Here is an 18,293-nt window from a genome sequence, read left to right as displayed (position 1 = left end):
GCATGAAGCGCGCTGTGCAGACGACGACGCCGGACACCGTCCCGGCGCGCTGACCCACGACCCAGCCGAAGCCCCGGGGCGATCGCCCCGGGGCTTCGGCATGCACATCCCCGCGGGCGGCCACCGCCCCCACCGACCCGCGAGGAGCCCCACCGTGAAAGACCACCGCCGCCTCGGCCGCGAACTCGGCCTCTTCGGCACCGACCCCCTCATCGGCGCCGGACTCCCGTACTGGCTGCCCGCCGGCGCCGCCGTGCGGCAGGCGCTGGAGGAGTACGTCGCCGACGTCGAGCGCCGCGCCGGCTACCAGCGCGTCTACTCACCCGTGCTCGGCAAGCGCGAGCTGTATGAGCTGTCGGGCCACTGGGAGCACTACCGCGACGACATGTTCCCGCCCATGCGCCTGGGCGGCGACCCCGACGGCCGCCCGGACGGTGAGGAAGTCGTGCTCCGCCCCAGCCTCTGCCCCCACCACGCCCTCATCTACCGCTCCCGCGAGCGCAGCTACCGCGAACTCCCGCTGCGCGTCGCCGAGCTGGGCGGCATGTTCCGCGCGGAGCTGTCCGGCGTCCTCGGCGGCCTCACCCGCGTCCGGGCCATCCAGCTCAACGACGCGCACGTCTTCTGCACCCTGGAGCAGGTCGCCGACGAGGCGCTGGCCGCACTGCGGCTGATCCGCGAGGCGTACGCGGCGATGGGCCTGGACGCCGCCCGCTACCGGCTCTCGCTGCCGGGCGCCGGCGCCAAGTACGTGCGCGACCCCGAGCTGTGGCAGCGGGCGGGGGCGCTGCTGGAACACGCGCTCGCCGCGGCCGGGATCGACTACGAGGCCGAGGAGGGTGAAGCGGCGTTCTACGGGCCGAAGATCGACGTGCAGGTGCTCGACGCGGCCGGCCGCGAGGCGACCCTGTCCACCGTGCAGGTCGACTTCCACCAGCCCGCGCGCTTCGGCCTCGCGTACGTGGGCGCGGACGGCGGGCGGCACCGCCCGGTGATGGTGCACCGCTCCGTCGTCGGCAGCGCGGAGCGGGCGGTGGCGCAGCTCCTGGAGGTGCACCAGGGGGCGTTCCCGCCCTGGCTGGCGCCGGTGCAGGCGGTGGTGCTGCCGGTGGGGGAGGCGGAGGCGGCGCCGGCGGAGGCGCTGCTGCGGCGGTGCGTGGCGGCGGGGCTGCGGGCGGAGCTGGCGGGACCCGAGCGGGGCACCCTGGGGGCGCGGGTCCGGGGTGCGCGGCTGGCCCCGTACCAGGTGGTGGTCGGCGCCCGGGAGGCGGCGGGCGGGTCGGCGGCGCTGCGGCTGCGCGACGGGCGGCGTCCCGCGCCGCTGCCGGTGGCGGAGGCCGTGGCGCGGATGGCGGCGGCGGTGGCGGCGCGGCGTCCGGAGCTGTGGCCGGCCCGGGAGGAGGCCGCCGGCTGACCGGCCCGCCGGGCCGGGAGCCCGGCGGGTCAGAGCCCGTCGAGGTCGTGCCAGTGCTCCTGCCAGCGCCAGTCGATGGGCTGGTCGGCGCGCTGGTAGCGGATGTCGGTCGACAGCCGGTACGTGGCGGCGGTGTTGTCCAGCGAGGCGTGCACCATGTGCGCGGAGTGGACGACCATGTCTCCGGCCGCGTAGTCGGCCAGGAGCCACCGGGCGTCGTGCTCCTCCGCCAGCGCCGGCAGGTCGGCCGTCAGGGAGGCGGCCGGGCGCTTCAGGGTGCCCGCCGCCTCCTCCGCGAGGACCCGTACATGGCTGCCCTCCAGGTACACCAGCCCGCCCAGCTCCACCGGGCAGTCGCCGAGCGGGATCCACGAGCTGAGCACCCGGTCCGTACCCTCGCGCAGATAGACGAGGTCGTAGTGCGCCTGCGTGGCCGTGCCGACGCCGGCCTCGCCGGGCCGGGTGTGGCGCAGGATCTTGCGCCGGTGCAGGAAGGTCTCACCGCCAAGGAACCACGCGTACCAGTCCCGCACCGCGGGCTGCACGCAGAACTCCGCGTACTCCGGCCCCGGCACCACCCGCCCGAACAGCGCCGCGCGCTGCTCGCCGCGGGACAGCTCGGGGTCGACCTGCGCGAAGTAGAAGCGGCGGAACTCCCGTACCGCATCGGGGCCGAGCGCTCCCCGGAGCCACAGGTAGCCGTCCCGCCGCAGCCGCCCCCACAGCGCCTCGCGATCACCCCGCTCAGCGTCCGGCACGGGGTTCAACTCACCGAGACGGTGCGGGGACTCGTCCAGGACGTAGCCGTTGGAGGTGACCATGGCCCCAGGATGACCGCGGGGGGCCGCCCGGGGCCAGAGGCCGTCGTGACTGCGGGCGCACCGCAGCGGCCGGGCAGCTCATCTGCCGGCGGGTGCCCGCGTCAGGAGCGGTCGCCGACGACGTCCAGGTTGACGAACCTGGGCTCGGAGCTGCACAGCTCGCGGAAGCGTTCCGCGATGCGCTTGGTTTCCGGAAGGTCGTTGTTGATCATCGCCTGCTCGTACGACGGGAATTCGACGATGTCCACGTAATGCCGGGTGTCTCCCCGGTCCCGGCCGTGCATTTCCCGCGACATCGTGCGCTTGCCCTCGGTCGCCGTCATCCATTCGTCCATGGCGCGGTCCAGTTCTTCGCCGCGCTCCGATTCGTATTCGATGAGTTGCACGAACGTCATCGTCCTCAGCTTCCCTTCGCGTACTCCGTCGCCATGCCGCCGGCGAAGTCGTAGAGGATGACCTGTTCGTCACCCACGACCCAGGCGTCGTGCCCCGGCGGGCATACGAAGACGTCCCCGGCCCCCACCTCGGACTCCTGGCCGCCGTCCATGAGGATGTGCATGCGGCCCTGAACGACGTATCCGTTGTGGTGCACCATGCAGGTTTCGGTACCCGCCAGGGGTTTCACCGACTCCGTCCAGCGCCAGCCGGGCTCGAACGTGGCGACCGCGAAATCCAGGCCGGTCATGTGTACGGCTTCGAGGTGACCGCGCGGAAAGTCGCGACGTTCGTCGGGCTTCTCGGTGGTCTTCACTTCCAGCATCGCGATACCTCCCTCCTTCACCCTTCCAGTGTGCGCTGCACGCGCCCAGGGCAGCAACCAGAGCGAGGTTCGCGGGCGGGTTCTAGATACCGGAGTACGAGTGCAGACCGTCGACGAACATATTGACGCCGTAGTAATTGAAGAGGAAGCAGAGGAACGCGACGATCGCCAGATACGCGGCCTTGCGGCCCTTCCACCCGGCCGTGGCGCGGGCGTGCAGGTAACAGGCGTACGCGACCCACGTGATGAACGACCAGACCTCCTTGGGGTCCCAGCCCCAGTAGCGGCCCCAGGCGCTCTCGGCCCAGATCGCGCCCGCCACGATGGTGAAGGTCCAGAACGGGAAGACCGCCGCGTTCACCCGGTACGCGAACTTGTCCAGCGACGCCGCCGCCGGCATCCGGCTCAGCACCGAGCGCGCGAACGAACCGGGCTGCGGGCCCTTCGTGTCCGCGAGCTTCGCCTCGTAGCGGTCGCGGAAGAGGTAGAGGACCGTCGCGACCGCGCCGAGGTAGAACAGCGCCCCGCAGGCGATGGCGAGCGAGACGTGGATCCACAGCCAGTACGAGTCGAGCGCCGGCACGAGCTGGTCGCTCTCGGTGTAGAGCACCGACACCGCCAGGCCCAGGTCGAGCAGGACCGTGGTGACCAGCGGCAGGCCCATCCAGCGGATGTTCTTGCGGGCCGCCAGGAAGCCGAGGTACGAGGCCACCGCGACCATGGAGAAGGTCGTGGAGAACTCGTACATGTTGCCCCACGGCGCCCGCTGCACCGACAGGGCGCGCGTCAGTACCCCGGCGGCGTGCAGCGCGAAGGCCAGCACCGTGAGGGAGACGGCGACGCGGCCGTAGAGGTCGCCCTGCTCGTCGCCGCCCGCGGCGCCCGGCCCGTCGGGGACGTCGCGCGTGCCCGAGGAACCGCGGGTGACGACCTTCGGGCGCTCCAGCACGGTGGTGCCGCCGCCGCGCTGCTTGACCGTGACGGACACGGCGGGCGCGTCCGCGCCTGCCGCCTGCCGCGGGGTGAGCGCGGCGGCGGTCGTGGCCACGCGGCTACGGCTGCCGAAGACCCACTCCCCGACATGCGCGAAGAAGGCGAGGGCGTAGACGGCCATCGCCGAGTAGATGAGGACGTTGCTGATGTCCGCCAGGTTCTGGTCGGCCGCGGCAGCGATGTTCACGCGCGCGCTCCTTCATCGGGCTTGGCTTCGGGCCCTTCGGGCTCGTCGGGTTCTTCTGACTCGGTCTCTTCTGCCGTGGCTTCCGGCTTGGCCTCCGCTGTGGCTTCGGACTCTACGGACTTCGCACCGGCCGCCGTGGACCCACCCCCGGCCGCGCCGGACTTGTCCGCGGTGCCGCCGGGCCGCTCCCCGTCCGCCGCCGTGTCCGCCGTGTCCGCTGTGTCCGCTCTGTCGTCGGTGATCTCGGTTTTCCCGGTGTCGTCCGCGGCGGCCACCGCCGGCGCCCCCTCCGTCTGCAGCGCCACCGCCAGGTCCGCCAGCTCCTCCGGCAGCCGCGCGCTCTCGCTGCGCCCCAGCCCTGCCAGCTCCACGACCGTACGGCCGTCCGCCCCCGGCGTCGTACGCAGCCACACGCGCCGGCGCTGAATGAACAGCGACCCGGCGAGGCCGACGATCGCGAGGATCGACCCGCCCAGCGCCCAGTAGTTGCCGGGCTGCTGGGAGACCTGGAAGCTGGCCCACCGCTCCAGCCGCTCGAACTTCAGCGAACCCGCCCCGTTCGGCAGCGTGAACGTGTCGCCCGGCCGCAGCGCCTTCTTCAGTGGCTCGCCGTTCTTGTCCTTGAACTGCTTCAGCCGCTCGGTGTCGAGCTGGTACACGTTCTGCGGCACGCCGGAGTCCACGCCGAGGTCGCCGCGGTAGGCGTTGAGGAACAGCGCGGGGTACTCGGGCCCCGGGAACTGCGAGACCATGCCCTCTCTGCTGTAGCCGCCGAACGTCGGGGTGAAGAAGCCCTGGAAGGCGATCTGGGTCTGCTCGCCGTTCTCGTCCCGGTAGTCCGGGACCTTGATCGCGCCGGTGGAGGTGTGGTTGCCGTCCTGCGGGAGGAACGCGACCGGGCCGCTGAACGCCACGTCGCCCTGGCCGTCGCGGACCGTGACGACCGGCGCGTAGCCGTGGCCGATGAGGAAGATCTTGGTGTCGTCGATCTGCAGCGGGTGGTTGACCTCGACACGTGCCCGGTGCTGCTCGCCCGCCGCGCCCTTCCACCAGGTCAGTTCGGCGTAGAACTCGCGCGCCGTGCCGCGCTGCGGCCCGTCCTTCTCGAACGTCGCCGTGAAGTCGTCCAGCGTGAAGCCGAACGAGTCGAGGTCGGCGCCGAAGGCGGAGTCCTGGAAGTCGTCGTACTGCGTGAGGGTATTGGCGAACCCGTCGCCCTCGACGATCAGCTTGCCGCCCTCGACGCGGAAGAGGTTCCCGGTGGCGAAGGCGACGAGGAGGACGAAGAGCGCGATGTGGAACAGCAGGTTGCCGGCCTCGCGCACATAGCCCTTCTCGGCGGAGATCGCGCCCTCGTCGCCGGCCGGGGCCGCGGCGTAGCGGAACCGGCGCCGCCGCAGGATCCGTTCCGCGGCCTCGCGCACCTCGGCCGCGTCGGCCTCGGTCTCCCAGGTCGTGTACGCGGGCAGCCGCGTCAGGTTCCGCGGGGCGCGCGGCGGGCGGGCGCGGAGCTGGCCGACGAACTGCCAGGAGCGCGGGATGATGCAGCCGGCGAGCGAGATGAACAGCAGGATGTAGATCGCCGAGAACCACACCGAGCTGTAGACGTCGAAGAGCTGGAGCTTGTCGTAGATCGGCGCCAGCGTCCCGTGCCGCTCGCGGAACTGGCCGACCGCGATCTCGTCGACCGAGTTCTGCGGGATCAGCGAGCCGGGAATGGCGCCGAGCGACAGCAGGAACAGCAGTATCAGCGCCACCCGCATCGACGTGAGCTGCCGCCAGAACCAGCGTGCCCACGCCACCAGCTCGCGTCCGAACGAACCGCCCTGCGGCACCGGGCTCTGCGGCGAGTCGTCGACCGGCGCCGTGGACAACTGGGACGCGGCGGCCGTCAGCTCGCGCTCGTCGGTCGTGGTCATGGCTCAGATCCCCACCGTGTAGTTCGACGTCCAGACCTGCATCTCGTTGATGATGCGGTCCCAGGCGCCCGTGAGCAGCAGGATGCCGGTCACGACGAGCATGCCGCCGCCGATTCGCATGACCCACACATAGTGCTGCTTGACCCAGGCGAACGCCCCGAGCGCACGCCGGAAGGCGAGGGCGGCGAAGATGAACGGCAGCCCCAGGCCCAGGCAGTACGCGACCGTGAGCAGCGCGCCGCGGCCGGCGCTGGCCTCGTGCGTGGAGAGCGCGAGCACCGACATCAGCGTCGGCCCGATGCACGGCGTCCAGCCGATGCCGAAGACCATGCCGAGCATCGGCGCCCCGGCGAGACCCACCGCGGGCCGCTTGTGGATCCGGAACTCCCGCTGCGTGAAGCCGCCGAGCCTGCTGCCCAGGCCGCCCATGAACGTCAGCCCGAGCAGTATCGTCAGCGCACCGACGACCTTGGAGATCGTCTCCCGGTGCTCCAGCAGGTTGTTGCCGACGCTCCCGAAGAAGGCGCCCGTCGAGACGAAGACCGCGGTGAAGCCGAGGACGAAGAGCGCGGCGCCGGCGACCACCCGGCCGCGGCGGGCGTTCTCCAGGTCGGTGCCGCTGACCCCGGTGACGTAGCTGAGATAGCCCGGGACGAGCGGCAGCACGCAGGGAGAGAAGAAGGAGACCAGGCCGCCGAGCACCGCGATGGGCAGGGCCAGCAGCAGGGCCCCCGTCAGCACGGTCTGGTTCGGCTCCATCATGGCCTCAGGTCACTTCTCCTCGATGACCGGTTCGAGCGCCTTGCGCAGCTCCTTCTCGGAGAGCGGCTTGAGGGCCCGTACGGCGATCTTCCCCTCCCGGTCGAGGATGAGCGTGGAGGGGATGGCCTGCGGCGAGAGGCTGTTCTCGGGGAACTTCAGGATCAGCTTCCCGGACGGGTCGTACAGGCTCGGGTACTCGATCTTGAAGGAGCGGTCGAACGCCTGGGCGTTGGCCACGTCGAGGTCGCGGGTGTTGATGCCGACGAACTGCACGCCGCGGTCGGCGGTGTCCTCGGAGACCTTGCGCAGGTTCGGCGCCTCGGCGCGGCAGGGGGCGCACCAGGAGCCCCACACGTTGAGGACGACGACCTTGCCGCGGTAATCGGCGAGCGCGAGCTGCTCGCCGTCGGTGGTCTCGCCGGAGATGTCCGGCGCGGCGAGCCGGTCGCTCGCCTTGACCACGTTGAGCTGGCCGGTGCCGCTGACGAACTGGGTGCTGCCACCGGACGACGTCGCGTCCTCGCCGCACGCGGTCAGCGCCAGCGCGCCGACGACGACCGCGGCTGCGGCCGCGAGGGTCCGGCGGTGGAGCCTCCTCGCAGAAATCATGTGAAAAGTTTCGCATGGCCCGGAGAGGGATCTTCTCCACCCCCCTCTAGTGCCGCACGGCGGGGTAGAGGGGCTGCTCAGAGAGGCCGCGTACGGGGCCGGGGCGGGCGCGGCGCCCGCCGCCCGTGCACTACGCCCGCGGGGCGTTGGCGGCCGCGCCGCGGATGGCGCCGCGGCCGAACTTGCGCTGCGCCCCCGCGAGGAGGTGCGGCGGCACCAGGTCGCGGGCCGGCTCGCCGTAGCCGACGGAGACGATGTCGTCGCCGTCGAACGTGAACGTCGTCAGCGACGCCAGCGTGCACTGCCGCGACCGCGGGTCGTGCCACAGCCGCCGGCCCTCGGCGAAGCTGCGCAGGATCCAGATGGGCAGTTGGTGGCTGACGCAGACGGCCTCGTGGCCGCGGGCGGCCTCGCGGGCTGACTGCAGCGCGCCCGTCATCCGTACGACCTGCTCGATGTACGGCTCGCCCCAGGAGGGGCGGAACGGGTTGGTGAAGTACTTCCAGTTCGCCGGCTTGCGCAGCGCGCCGTCCCCGACGCCGAACGCCTTGCCCTCGAAGACGTTGGCCGCCTCGATGAGCCGGTCGTCGGTGGCGACCTCCAGGCCGTGCGCCTTCGCGACGGGCGCGGCGGTCTCCTGCGCACGCTCCAGCGGGGAGGCGACGACGTAGCGGACGTCGCGCGCGGCAAGGTACTCGGCCACGCGCTCGGCCATCCGCCGGCCCAGGTCGGAGAGGTGATAGCCGGGGTTGCGGCCGTAGAGGACGCCGTCCGGGTTGTGGACCTCGCCGTGGCGAACCACGTGCACGACGGTGAGATTCTCTTCATCTTTACCGCGCATGTCAGCCATTTTGGACGTCCTACTCTCCACCCCGTGACCCGCCCCCGGCTTCGGCGCCCGTGTCGGCGCCCGCTTCGGCCGCCGCGCGGGCCGCGACCGGCAGCGCCCGGGCGATCCGCTCCATCGCACCCTCGTCGAGAGCGGTGGAGACGAACCAGCACTCGAAGGCGGACGGCGGCAGGTACACGCCCTCGGCGAGCATGGCGTGGAAGAACGCCGTGAACTGCTCCGTACGCTGCGCCTTCGCCCCCTCGTAGTCGGTGACGGGGGAGTCGGCGTCGGTGAAGAAGACGGAGAACATGGTGCTCGCCGTCTGCACCCGGTGCGCCACGCCCTCCTTGGCCAGCGCCTCCGTGACCAGCCCGCGGAGCTGCCGCGAGACGGCGTCCAGCGTGTCGTACGCCGCGTCGTCCAGCAGGCGGAGCTGCGCGAGCCCGGCGGCGGTGGCGACGGGGTTCCCGGAGAGCGTGCCCGCCTGGTACACGGGCCCGGCCGGCGCGAGCCGCGCCATGACGTCCGCCCGGCCGCCGAACGCGGCGGCGGGGAAGCCGCCGCCCATGACCTTGCCGAAGGTCATCAGGTCCGGGGTCACGCCGTCGACTCCGTACCAGCCGGCCTTGGAGGTGCGGAAGCCGGTCATCACCTCGTCGGACACGTACAGCGCGCCGTGCTCGGCGCACAGGTCCCTCAGCCCCTGGTTGAAACCGGGCAGCGGCGGCACCGCACCCATGTTCCCGGGGGACGCCTCGGTGATCACGCAGGCGATGTCGTCGGGGTGCTCTTCGAACGCCGCGCGGACGGCTGCCAAATCGTTATACGGCAGTACGAGCGTCTCGCCGGCCTGCGCGCCGGTGACCCCGGGCGTGTCCGGCAGCCCGAGGGTGGCGACCCCGGAGCCGGCCGCGGCGAGCAGCGCGTCGACGTGCCCGTGGTAGCAGCCGGCGAACTTCACGACCTTCGTCCGGCCGGTGAACCCGCGCGCCAGCCGGATCGCCGACATCGTTGCCTCGGTGCCCGAGGAAACGAGTCGTACCTGCTCAGCAGGGGTGACCCGGGAGACGATCTCCTCCGCGAGCGCGACCTCGCCGGCACCGGGGGTACCGAACGACGTCCCGCGCGCGACGGCCTCCTGCACCGCGGCGGTCACCTCGGGGTGCGCATGGCCGAGGATCATCGGTCCCCACGAACACACGAGGTCGACGTACTCGCGACCGTCGGCGTCCGTCAGGTACGGACCCTTCCCCGACACCATGAACCGGGGCGTACCGCCCACGGCGCGAAACGCGCGCACCGGAGAGTTCACGCCGCCGGGCGTCACGGCGGCCGCACGGTCGTAGAGCTTCTGCGAGACTGGAGCCTGGTACGGATAAGTCACGCAAGCCATGGTCTCAGAGTCGCAAGGCGACCCGCGTCGGGGTGTTTCGCGGGCCCGCTGCTGGGGATGTAGCTGAGACGATGATCGGGTTGCGCGGCGGGGGCAGTGCACATCTGAGAGCAGTCGGGTGGAGATATGCATCGCGGTGGCGAACTGGGCGAAGGGACCGATGACCGAGGGCCCCGGCGCGCCAGGTCAGGACGCCATCGTCGGGTGAACCACGGCGGCGAGGGCGTGAACAAAAACGACGGCCGGTCGGGCGGCGTGACATACAAGTACTTCGGCGCGCCCGACGGCGCGACGGCGGCCCGCGTGCCGATCTCCATGCGCCCCGAGGAACTCGGCGGCGACGAACTCGGCCAGGGCGGGCTCTTCGCCAAGGTGAAGCCCGAGACGATGTCCGCGATGGTCCTCACCGGCATCGAGGGCATACCGCTCCACAAGGTCCCGCCCCTGGAACTCGTCGTCCTCCACCCCGACTACGCGGTGGTCCGCCTGCCCATGACGGTGGTCGACCCCCTCCGCGGCATCGGCGAGGAAGAAGTCGGCGCCGCCGCCTTCATCTGGTCCACGGTCCCCGACAGGGGTGGCCCCCGCGACGCCTTCGACGTCTACCGGATGCTCCACGAATGGCAGGAATTCGCCGACAGGCTGCATGAGGCAGGCCACCAGCCATACTGCCTAGTGTGGCCCTGACCTGCGATTGAGTGGGCTCACGGTCTGAAGCCGGGGTCGGAGTGCCCGAGGTACTCGGAGAGCGCCTTGATGCTCTCCCCGGCGTCGAGGAGCACCGAGGCGTACGTGTGCCGGAGGGCATGCATGCCGTCGTCGGGCGGCCATGTACTTCGCCCCGCGCTCGCGGGGCGGGATGACTTCGGCGACGACGAGCGCGCGCTTCCAGTCTCGCCCGCAAGCCATGGCGCGATTGCTCCGTGACCGGCGTGAGCGCTGCCGTCGTGGCACCGCCCGTCGCGTGCAGGGGGTGGTCGAATCTTTCGCCACCAGATGAAGCGGGGCCCTGCCCAGCGGCCTGTCACTGGGCGGGACCTCGTCGTTACCCCGAGACGGGCCGGTCGGTCGCCCGGCCGTATCGGTTATCTCGGGTCGCGGTTGAACACCGACGTGGACCAGAGGTAGCCGAGTGCGGTCAGGGCCAGGCACCAGAGGACGGCCAGCCATCCGTGGTGGCCGATCTCGGTGCCCAGCAGCAGGCCGCGCAGGGTTTCGATGGCCGGGGTGAAGGGCTGGTATTCGGCGACCGGCCGGAACCAGCCCGGCATGGCTTCGACCGGGACGAAGGCGCTGGAGATGAAGGGCAGGATGATCAGCGGCAGGGCGTTGTTGCTGGCGGCCTCGGCGTTCGGGCTGACCATGCCCATTCCCACCGCGATCCACGTGAGCGCCATGGCGACCAGCGCGGTCAGCCCGAAGGCCCCCAGCCACTCCAGGGGGGTGGCATCCGTTGCGCGGAAGCCGGCGGCCACGGCGACGGCGCCGACGAGGGCAACACTCACGACCGACTGCAGCACGCTGCCGACGACGTGGCCGACGAGCACCGAGCCGCGGTGGATGGGCATGGTGCGGAAGCGGGCGACGATGCCCTCGGCCATGTCGTTGGCGACGGACACCGCGGTGCCGACCACGGTGCCGCCGACCGTCATCATCAGGATGCCCGGCACCAGGTAGGCGATGTACGCGGAGCGGTCGGCGACGCCGCCGGCCATGCCCGCGCTCATCACGTCGCCGAAGACGTAGACGAAAAGCAGGAGCAGGACGACCGGTGTCAGCAGCAGGTTGAGTGTGAGGGACGGGTAGCGCCGTGCGTGCAGCAGGTTGCGGCGCAGCATCGTGGACGAGTCGCGTACGGCGAGGGAGAGAGAGCTCATTGCCCGGCCTCCTCGGTCTGGTGGGGGATGGTGGCGCCGGTCAGGGCGAAGAACACGTCGTCGAGATCGGGGGTGTGCACGGACAGTTCGTCGGCCTCGATGCCGGCCGCGTCCAGTGAGTCGAGAACGGTGCGCAGCTCGCGCTGGCTGCCGTCGCTGGGGATCTGGAGCGCCAGCGCGTCGTCGTCGCGGACCGCGTCGCGCAGCGCGGCGGAAGCCGCGTGGTACGCCGCCGGTTCCGTGAAGCGGATCCGGACGTGGCCGCCGGGGATGCGTCGCTTCAGCTCTTCTGCGCTTCCCTCCGCCACGATCCGGCCGCCGTCGAGGACCGCGATGCGGTCGGCGAGTTCGTCGGCCTCGTCCAGGTACTGGGTGGTGAGGAAGACGGTCACGCCGTCGGCGACCAGCTCGCGGATGATCTGCCACATGTTGTGCCGGCTGCGCGGGTCGAGGCCGGTGGTCGGTTCGTCGAGGAAGATGATCCGCGGGTTGCCGATCAGCGTCATCGCGATGTCCAGGCGCCGCTTCATGCCGCCGGAGTAGCTCTGGGCGGGCTTCTTCGCGGCGTCGACGAGGTCGAAGCGCGCCAGCAACTCGGCGGTGACCCGTCGCCCTTCGTGCTTGGGCAGGTGGTGCAGGTCCGCCATGAGGAGCATGTTCTCCTCGCCGGTGATCAGGTTGTCGACGGCGGAGAACTGCCCGGTCACGCCGATCGCGGCGCGCACCCCGTCCGGTGATGTGGCGATGTCGTGGCCCGCCACCTGGGCCTGCCCGCCGTCTGCGGCGATGAGCGTGGAGAGAATCTTCACGGCGGTCGTCTTCCCGGCCCCGTTCGGGCCGAGCAGCGCGAACACCGACCCGGCGGGGATGAGCAGGTCGATGCCGTCGAGGACGTTGTTGTCGCCGTACGACTTGCGCAGGCCGAGGGCGGAGACCGCGGCGGGCGGCTGCGGACCGTCCTGCCGTTTGGACGTGGGCATGACAGATATAGGCATGGAGTCCTCCCGTTTTCAGGGGCTGGGGGCGGAGTGGGTGAGGGCTTGCGTTCAGGCGCGGGCGCGGCGGATGTCGATGTTGCCGTTGCGGGTACGGGCGCGGACCTCGACCGTCTCCTCGGTCTTCGCCGGCGCCTCGGACGCGGTGAGCGTGTTACGCACCTGCCCGGAGCCGGAGCTGACGTCGAGCCAGGCGGCCGTGCCCGCGCGGATACCGACCTCGATCGCACCGTACGAGGTCTCCAACTGGACGTTGCCGCGGGCCACATCGGCCGCGCGCAGGGTGCCGTAGGCGGTGGTCGCGGCGACCGAGCCCTCGGCGCTCGCGATGTCGATGTCCCCGTGCCCGCCGCGCACTCGCAGCTCACCCGTCACGGCGCCGACCGTCGTCGTGCCGTGCGCGTTCTTCAGGTCCGCGGGGCCCTCGACGGTGCCGACGCGCAGGCTGCCGGTGCTGGTGGTGATCTCGGCCCTGCCCTCGACCCGGTCCACGTTGATCGAGCCGTGCGCCGCGGTCAACTGCAGCGAGCCGGTGGTGTCGAGGCGGGTGTCGCCGGACGCGGTCTTCACCCGGGTCTCGCCGAGCCGGCCCTCGCCGAGCACCTGGGCCCAGCGGCCGGTCACGTCGATACGTGAGCCCGCGGGCAGTTCGACCGCGATGTCGACGGTGCCGGTACGGCCGAGGAGGTAGCGCGGCTTGGGCGTGCGCACGGTCAGGGTGCCGCTCGCGTACGTGACCTCCGTCTGCTCCGCGGTCCGCACGTCCAGGTCCTTCTTCGGATCGCGCGGCCGCACCTCCACGAGGGTGTCGGGGCGCTCGCCGGCGGTGAAGCGGAGGGAACCCGCTTCCACGTGAGCGATGACGGAGATCGGTTCCGGGGTGTCGAAAGAAGGCATGGCTGTACCGTCCTCATCGGTCTGGGGGGCCGGCCACGAAGGTGGGGCGCGGCGGGTGAGTTCGTGGTGTGGTGTGGTGCGGGCGGGGGCGGCTAGTGCACCCAGCCCGTGAAGCTCTGACCGATCGTCTGGGTCTTCTCCGCCGCCCGTGGCCGTGCGCCGCCGTCGACCGCGGCCGCCACGGCCCGTACGAGCCAGGCGTTGACCGACAGGCCCTCGCGGACCGCCGCCTCCTCGGCGCGCGCCTTGAGCCGGGCCGGCAGTCGCAGGTTGACGCGGGCGGTGCCGCCGTCGTCGTCCCCGTCGACGGGGGGCGGCGCCAGGGCCGGGGCGGGCTCGGCGACAGCTCCGTCGGCGGGCGGCGGCGTGACCACGAAGTCGGGGTCCAGCCCGCGCAGCCGTACGTCAACGGAACCGGGGGCCAGTTCGCGCGTGATCTCGTCCATCGCGGCGGAGAGCACGTTGAGCATGATCAGCCGGGTCGCCGACTCCAGCGGCGCGGTGAGCCGCTCGGCCAGCTCGCGGGCTTCCTCACCCCCGGCCTCGGCGGCGACCGCGAGTTCGCGGTGCAGGGTCTCGACATACGGGGTGAGGTCCATAGCGCCACTATGGCACCAACTTGGCTCAAGATGCAAGTCGGAATGGCGCACCTCGTGACATCATCTCGATGCGTGCGACTCCACCTGCATAAATGTGCCGCCAGCCTCCTGAGCCAGAGTGGCGCCATCTGGCGTCCTGTGGCGCCGAGTGGTGCCACGTACCCGCCCCGTCTGGTCACCCCCGCGGTGATCGGCCCCAGCGACAGCGCCGGCAGGACGTTGAGCAGCGCCAGCAGCAGGGCCGCCGCCGTGGTCAGGACGACGAAGTTGGGGCCCTGAGCCTTCAGGGTGCCCACCGTGACCGCTGTGGGGTGTTGCCGGGCCAGGAGGCCCGCGAGGGCGAGGACGCAGGCGAGGGGGCCGTAGCGGCCGATCAGCAGGGCGACCGACATGAGCAGGTTGTGGAAGTCGGTGGCGCTGTTGAAGCCCCCCATCGCGCTGCCGTTGCTGTTGGCGTTGCTGGTGTAGGCAGAGATCCGTTCGGTCAGGCCGTGCGGGCCGGCGTTGCCCATCGAGGTCTGGCCGTTGCCCGTGGCGAGGGAGAAGGCGACGGTGGACAGGATCCGCCGCGGTCACCCTCCCCGAGCACCGCCGCCGAGGGCTCGCCACGTCCTGCGCCACCGCCCTGTGCGGCGATGTCCGCGACCGCGGGCGGGCCGCCTCCTGGACCTGCTCGCGGGATCTGCGGATGACCATGGTCCCGGCGTGGACGACCGGCTTCCCGCTCGTTCGCGACTACGCCCACTTCGCCGTGGGCGCGGCCGTGGGCGCCGACCGGTCGGGGGCCGTGCGGGCGCGCTCGTCCTGACTGCGGGCCGAGGCGTACGCCCGTGGGCACGGGCGGGGGCGACGTACGCCCGTCAGGGGTGTGTCAAAGCACGGCGCGTTGCCGTCAGGGAGACGTCAACGACGGGCACTGCGCCGTGGCGGCGCGGTTGTCTGGATTCGTCCGTCCTCGGCCACCGTCCGCTCGTACACGACGGCCGGCCTGCCGGGGCGCGGGACAGCCGGACAGGACGAGGGGCCATGGGACGCGGCAAACTGCGGATCTACCTGGGCGCGGCGCCGGGCGTCGGCAAGACCTACGCGATGCTCTCCGAGGCGCACCGCCGGCTGGAGCGCGGTACGGACATCGCTGTGGGCTTCGTGGAGCACCACGAGCGGCCGCGCACCAAGGTGCTGCTGCACGGGCTCGAACAGATTCCGCGCAGGGAATTCGACTACCGCGGCGCGGCCTTCGAGGAGATGGACGTCGACGCCGTGCTGGCCCGGCGTCCCGCAGTGGTGCTCGTCGACGAGATGGCGCACACCAACATCCCCGGCTCCCGCAACGAGAAGCGCTGGCAGGACGTCAGGGAACTCCTCGACGCCGGCATCACCGTCATCACCACGGTCAACATCCAGCACCTGGAGTCCCTGGGCGACGTGGTGGAGAACATCACCGGCATCCGGCAGCGGGAGACCGTACCCGACGAAGTCGTACGCAAGGCGGACCAGATCGAGCTGGTCGACATGTCGCCCGAGGCGCTGCGCCGCCGGATGGCGCACGGCAACATCTACGCGCCGGACAAGGTCGACGCCGCGCTGTCCAACTACTTCCGCCCCGGCAACCTCACCGCCCTGCGCGAGCTGGCCCTGCTCTGGGTCGCCGACCGCGTCGACGACTACCTGCGCGAATACCGCAGCGAGCACCACATCCGCGACACCTGGCAGGCCCGCGAGCGCATCGTTGTCGCCCTGACCGGCGGACCGGAGGGCGGCACACTCATACGCCGGGCCAAGCGCCTGGCGACCAAGGGTGCCGGCGGGGAGATCATGGCGGCCCACATCTCCCGCAGCGACGGCCTGTCCGCCGGCTCACCCAGGGAACTGGAGGCCCAGCGCACCCTTGTCGAAGGTCTGGGCGGTACGTTCCACCACGTCATCGGCGACGACGCGGCGGACGCCCTGCTGGAGTTCGCCCGCGGCGTCAACGCCACCCAGATCGTGCTGGGCTCCAGCCGCCGCAAGGCCTGGCAGTACGCCTTCGGCCCCGGCGTCGGCGCGACCGTCGCCCGCGAGTCCGGGCCCGACCTCGACGTGCACATCGTCACCCACGGCGAGGTCGCCAAGGGCCGCGGGCTGCCGATGGCCCGCGGCGCCCGCCTCGGCCGCGGCCGTATCGTCGCCGGCTGGCTCGTCGGTGCCGCCGGGCCCGTGCTGCTCTCCGCGGTGATGCTCAGGCTCGACAGCACCCTCGGGCTGGCCAACGAGGTGCTGGCGATGCTGATGGTCACCGTCGTCGCCGCACTGCTCGGCGGCATGCTGCCGGCGCTGGCCTCCGCGTCCTTCGGCTCGCTGCTGCTCAACTACTACTTCACCCCGCCCGTCCGCACGTTCACCATCGACGAGGCCCACAACATCGTCTCCATCGTCGTCTTCTTCGCCATCGCCGTCAGCGTCGCCTCGGTCGTGCACCTCGCCGCACGTCGCACCTCCCAGGCCGCCCGGCTGCGCGCCGAGTCCGAGATCCTTTCGCTCCTGGCCGGCAGCGTGCTGCGCGGCGAGGCGTCGCTCGAATCGCTGCTGGAGCGGGTACGGGAGACGTTTGCCATGGAGTCCGCCGCGCTCTTCGAGCGGGAGCCGGCCGAGGACCGGTGGGTCTGCGCGGGCCGGGTCGGCGTCACCACCCGACACCTGGACAGCCCGGAGCATGCCGACGCCGACATGCCCGTCGGCGACTCCATGGTCCTCGCCCTCACCGGCCGCAAGCTGCCCGCCGACGACCGGCGGGTCCTCGGCGCCTTCGCCGCGCAGGCCGCGTCGCTGCTGGACCGGCAGCGGCTGTCGGCACAGGCGCTGGAGGCCCGCAAACTGGCCGAGGGCAACCGCATCCGCACCGCGCTGCTCGCCGCCGTCAGCCACGACCTGCGCACCCCGCTCGCCGCCATCAAGGCCGCCGTCACCTCGCTGCGCTCACCGGATATGGCCTGGTCGGAGGAGGACGAGGCCGAACTGCTCGCGGCCATCGAGGAGAGCACGGACAGGCTCAACGCCCTCGTCGGCAATCTCCTCGACATGTCCCGGCTCCAGACCGGCACCGTCACGCCGCTGCTGCGCTCCGTCGACCTCGACGAGGTGGTTCCCCGGGCACTTGCGGGCGTGCCGAGGGACGACGTGGCGCTGCACATCCCCGAGACACTGCCCATGGTGCGCGTCGACGCGGGGCTGCTGGAGCGCTCGGTCGCGAACGTCGTGGAGAACGCGGCCAAGTACACACCGCGCGGCCGGCGCGTGACCATCCGGGCGAGCGCGCTCGGCGACCGGGTCGAGCTGCGCGTCGTCGACCGCGGTCCGGGGGTACCCGACAGCGAGAAGGACCGCATCTTCGAGCCGTTTCAGCGGTACGGCGACGCACCGCGCGACGCGGGCGTGGGCCTGGGCCTGGCGGTGGCCCGCGGCTTCGCGGAGGCCGTCGGGGGCACTCTGACCGCGGAGGACACCCCGGGTGGGGGCCTGACCATGGTCCTCACCCTCCGCGCCGCACCGGGACACAAGCCCGTACCGGCCGAGCTGCCCGACCAGGCCACTACGTGACGTACAACGCGTGGCGCCTTGTCAACGCCCGGCGCCTGAGCTATCGGTTCGAGCCGGCCGCCGGCAGCGGCAGGGCGGGGACGCCGACGGCGTAGTGCACGTAGGTGCGGGCCAGTTGGACACCGGCCGTCCAGACAGGTGCCGGACCGGGGTTCATGCCACGGGAACAGGTCCAGGTGGGGCGGCGGCTCCGGTCCCGTACCTCAGCGCACAGCATGGCCAGACAGGCGTGGGCCGGCCCGCGGCGCCGGTGCTCGGGAACCGTCACCACGGCGAGGTCCTCGAAGCGCTCGCCGCGTATGTACGAGACAGCCAGGGACAGCAGCCGTGGCCCGGCGAACGCCCCCCACCCGTGGCCGGAGGCGGCCAGCGCCCGCGGGCCGCCCCAGGTGTCGCCGATCCACGCCAGCCGCGGGCCCGGCCCGGCGAGGGCCTGCGTGTCCGAGGGCTGCAGCCGCCGCAGCACGATGCCGTCGGGAACCGGCGGCCGGCGCGGTGACCGCGTGCAGATGTTCACACTAAGCAACCGAGAGCCCCCAGGCCGTCACCCCTGACGCGTCCTGACGCCACCGCGCGCACTCCTGGCGCACCGTTGCCGCTCAGCAGGCACGGAGCCGTTCGGCTGCGTGCGCGCAGACGGTACGCCTTGCCGGTGATCA

17 protein-coding genes and 2 pseudogenes are annotated in these 18,293 nt (G+C 71.8%); 4 read left to right on the top strand and 15 right to left on the bottom strand.

All coding sequences use genetic code 11. The features are described 5' to 3' along the window. The first annotated feature begins 154 nt into the window (after nucleotides 1–154). Nucleotides 155–1,414, top strand: coding sequence for a threonine--tRNA ligase (gene thrS / locus ABGA99_RS28015; protein WP_347583681.1), 1,260 nt, complete (start codon nucleotides 155–157; stop codon nucleotides 1,412–1,414). Nucleotides 1,415–1,443: 29 nt separating this feature from the next. On the opposite strand, the gene ABGA99_RS28010 is transcribed toward thrS, so the two are convergent. From ABGA99_RS28010 to hemL, 9 genes are all read right to left on the bottom strand, one after another. Next, on the bottom strand, nucleotides 1,444–2,235 hold the full coding sequence (locus ABGA99_RS28010) for a phytanoyl-CoA dioxygenase family protein (RefSeq protein WP_347583680.1): 792 nt from the start codon (nucleotides 2,233–2,235) through the stop codon (nucleotides 1,444–1,446). Between the two features lie 101 nt (nucleotides 2,236–2,336). Further along, a complete protein-coding gene (locus ABGA99_RS28005) occupies nucleotides 2,337–2,630 on the bottom strand; it encodes a hypothetical protein (RefSeq protein WP_347580177.1) in 294 nt (97 codons plus the stop codon). 5 nt (nucleotides 2,631–2,635) lie between these two features. After that, a complete protein-coding gene (locus ABGA99_RS28000) occupies nucleotides 2,636–2,995 on the bottom strand; it encodes a cupin domain-containing protein (RefSeq protein ID WP_347580176.1) in 360 nt (119 codons plus the stop codon). A gap of 82 nt (nucleotides 2,996–3,077) precedes the next feature. Then, entirely contained in the window at nucleotides 3,078–4,175 is a 1,098-nt protein-coding gene (gene ccsB / locus ABGA99_RS27995) for a c-type cytochrome biogenesis protein CcsB (protein ID WP_347583679.1), read from the bottom strand. Beyond that, the gene (locus ABGA99_RS27990; RefSeq protein ID WP_347580174.1) at nucleotides 4,172–6,094 is read right to left on the bottom strand and encodes a cytochrome c biogenesis protein ResB; all 1,923 of its coding nucleotides are present in this window, start codon (nucleotides 6,092–6,094) and stop codon (nucleotides 4,172–4,174) included. Before ABGA99_RS27990 ends, ccsB begins: the two co-directional genes overlap by 4 nt. Nucleotides 6,095–6,097: 3 nt before the next feature. Further along, on the bottom strand, nucleotides 6,098–6,853 hold the full coding sequence (locus tag ABGA99_RS27985) for a cytochrome c biogenesis protein CcdA (protein ID WP_347580221.1): 756 nt from the start codon (nucleotides 6,851–6,853) through the stop codon (nucleotides 6,098–6,100). A gap of 12 nt (nucleotides 6,854–6,865) precedes the next feature. Then, nucleotides 6,866–7,465: a TlpA disulfide reductase family protein gene (locus ABGA99_RS27980; RefSeq protein ID WP_347583678.1), complete on the bottom strand. Its 600-nt coding sequence runs from the start codon at nucleotides 7,463–7,465 to the stop codon at nucleotides 6,866–6,868. Between the two features lie 130 nt (nucleotides 7,466–7,595). Beyond that, nucleotides 7,596–8,306 (bottom strand): histidine phosphatase family protein, encoded by a 711-nt coding sequence (locus ABGA99_RS27975; protein ID WP_347580172.1) that lies wholly within the window; start codon nucleotides 8,304–8,306, stop codon nucleotides 7,596–7,598. Nucleotides 8,307–8,325: 19 nt separating this feature from the next. Further along, the gene (gene hemL, locus ABGA99_RS27970) at nucleotides 8,326–9,690 is read right to left on the bottom strand and encodes a glutamate-1-semialdehyde 2,1-aminomutase (RefSeq protein ID WP_347580171.1); all 1,365 of its coding nucleotides are present in this window, start codon (nucleotides 9,688–9,690) and stop codon (nucleotides 8,326–8,328) included. Nucleotides 9,691–9,816: 126 nt separating this feature from the next. On the opposite strand from hemL, the gene ABGA99_RS27965 reads away from it, so the two are divergent. Beyond that, on the top strand, nucleotides 9,817–10,377 hold the full coding sequence (locus tag ABGA99_RS27965) for a hypothetical protein (RefSeq protein ID WP_173534870.1): 561 nt from the start codon (nucleotides 9,817–9,819) through the stop codon (nucleotides 10,375–10,377). Nucleotides 10,378–10,403: 26 nt separating this feature from the next. Here the strand turns inward: ABGA99_RS27965 and ABGA99_RS27960 are convergent. From ABGA99_RS27960 to ABGA99_RS27940, 5 genes and pseudogenes are all read right to left on the bottom strand, one after another. Next, nucleotides 10,404–10,581 (bottom strand): annotated as a pseudogene (locus ABGA99_RS27960) (site-specific integrase); the annotation flags it as partial. Nucleotides 10,582–10,775: 194 nt separating this feature from the next. Then, nucleotides 10,776–11,567, bottom strand: a complete 792-nt coding sequence (locus ABGA99_RS27955; protein ID WP_347580170.1) for an ABC transporter permease — start codon at nucleotides 11,565–11,567, stop codon at nucleotides 10,776–10,778. Continuing rightward, entirely contained in the window at nucleotides 11,564–12,547 is a 984-nt protein-coding gene (locus ABGA99_RS27950) for an ATP-binding cassette domain-containing protein (protein ID WP_347580220.1), read from the bottom strand. The genes ABGA99_RS27955 and ABGA99_RS27950 overlap by 4 nt, the downstream gene beginning before the upstream one ends. A gap of 66 nt (nucleotides 12,548–12,613) precedes the next feature. After that, nucleotides 12,614–13,459, bottom strand: a complete 846-nt coding sequence (locus tag ABGA99_RS27945) for a DUF4097 family beta strand repeat-containing protein (RefSeq protein WP_347580169.1) — start codon at nucleotides 13,457–13,459, stop codon at nucleotides 12,614–12,616. A gap of 92 nt (nucleotides 13,460–13,551) precedes the next feature. Next, complete coding sequence (locus tag ABGA99_RS27940; protein WP_347580168.1) at nucleotides 13,552–14,058, bottom strand: hypothetical protein; 507 nt, start codon at nucleotides 14,056–14,058, stop codon at nucleotides 13,552–13,554. A 586-nt stretch (nucleotides 14,059–14,644) separates the two neighbouring features. On the opposite strand from ABGA99_RS27940, the pseudogene ABGA99_RS27935 reads away from it, so the two are divergent. Both ABGA99_RS27935 and ABGA99_RS27930 read left to right on the top strand, forming a co-directional pair. Continuing rightward, nucleotides 14,645–14,722 (top strand): annotated as a pseudogene (locus ABGA99_RS27935) (GNAT family N-acetyltransferase); the annotation flags it as partial. Between the two features lie 362 nt (nucleotides 14,723–15,084). Continuing rightward, complete coding sequence (locus ABGA99_RS27930) at nucleotides 15,085–17,634, top strand: sensor histidine kinase KdpD (RefSeq protein WP_347583677.1); 2,550 nt, start codon at nucleotides 15,085–15,087, stop codon at nucleotides 17,632–17,634. Nucleotides 17,635–17,674: 40 nt separating this feature from the next. Here the strand turns inward: ABGA99_RS27930 and ABGA99_RS27925 are convergent, their stop codons facing one another. Further along, a complete protein-coding gene (locus tag ABGA99_RS27925) occupies nucleotides 17,675–18,151 on the bottom strand; it encodes a GNAT family N-acetyltransferase (RefSeq protein ID WP_347580166.1) in 477 nt (158 codons plus the stop codon). Between the last annotated feature and the right edge of the window lie 142 nt (nucleotides 18,152–18,293).

Source organism: Streptomyces sp. B5E4, assembly GCF_039871555.1.
Lineage (GTDB): Bacteria > Actinomycetota > Actinomycetes > Streptomycetales > Streptomycetaceae > Streptomyces.
This window is presented reverse-complemented; position numbering and strand designations above follow the sequence as displayed.

Coding starts and splice junctions, on each gene's coding strand:
- ABGA99_RS27975 (WP_347580172.1), bottom strand. CDS start 8,306: ATGCGCGGTAAAGATGAAGAGAATCTCACCGTCGTGCACGTGGTTCGC.
- ABGA99_RS27945 (WP_347580169.1), bottom strand. CDS start 13,459: ATGCCTTCTTTCGACACCCCGGAACCGATCTCCGTCATCGCTCACGTG.
- ABGA99_RS27965 (WP_173534870.1), top strand. CDS start 9,817: ATGCATCGCGGTGGCGAACTGGGCGAAGGGACCGATGACCGAGGGCCC.
- ABGA99_RS27955 (WP_347580170.1), bottom strand. CDS start 11,567: ATGAGCTCTCTCTCCCTCGCCGTACGCGACTCGTCCACGATGCTGCGC.
- ABGA99_RS28010 (WP_347583680.1), bottom strand. CDS start 2,235: ATGGTCACCTCCAACGGCTACGTCCTGGACGAGTCCCCGCACCGTCTC.
- ABGA99_RS27940 (WP_347580168.1), bottom strand. CDS start 14,058: ATGGACCTCACCCCGTATGTCGAGACCCTGCACCGCGAACTCGCGGTC.
- ABGA99_RS27950 (WP_347580220.1), bottom strand. CDS start 12,547: ATGCCCACGTCCAAACGGCAGGACGGTCCGCAGCCGCCCGCCGCGGTC.
- ABGA99_RS27985 (WP_347580221.1), bottom strand. CDS start 6,853: ATGGAGCCGAACCAGACCGTGCTGACGGGGGCCCTGCTGCTGGCCCTG.
- ABGA99_RS28000 (WP_347580176.1), bottom strand. CDS start 2,995: ATGCTGGAAGTGAAGACCACCGAGAAGCCCGACGAACGTCGCGACTTT.
- ABGA99_RS27930 (WP_347583677.1), top strand. CDS start 15,085: ATGGGACGCGGCAAACTGCGGATCTACCTGGGCGCGGCGCCGGGCGTC.
- ABGA99_RS28005 (WP_347580177.1), bottom strand. CDS start 2,630: ATGACGTTCGTGCAACTCATCGAATACGAATCGGAGCGCGGCGAAGAA.
- ABGA99_RS27990 (WP_347580174.1), bottom strand. CDS start 6,094: ATGACCACGACCGACGAGCGCGAGCTGACGGCCGCCGCGTCCCAGTTG.
- hemL (WP_347580171.1), bottom strand. CDS start 9,690: ATGGCTTGCGTGACTTATCCGTACCAGGCTCCAGTCTCGCAGAAGCTC.
- ABGA99_RS27980 (WP_347583678.1), bottom strand. CDS start 7,465: ATGATTTCTGCGAGGAGGCTCCACCGCCGGACCCTCGCGGCCGCAGCC.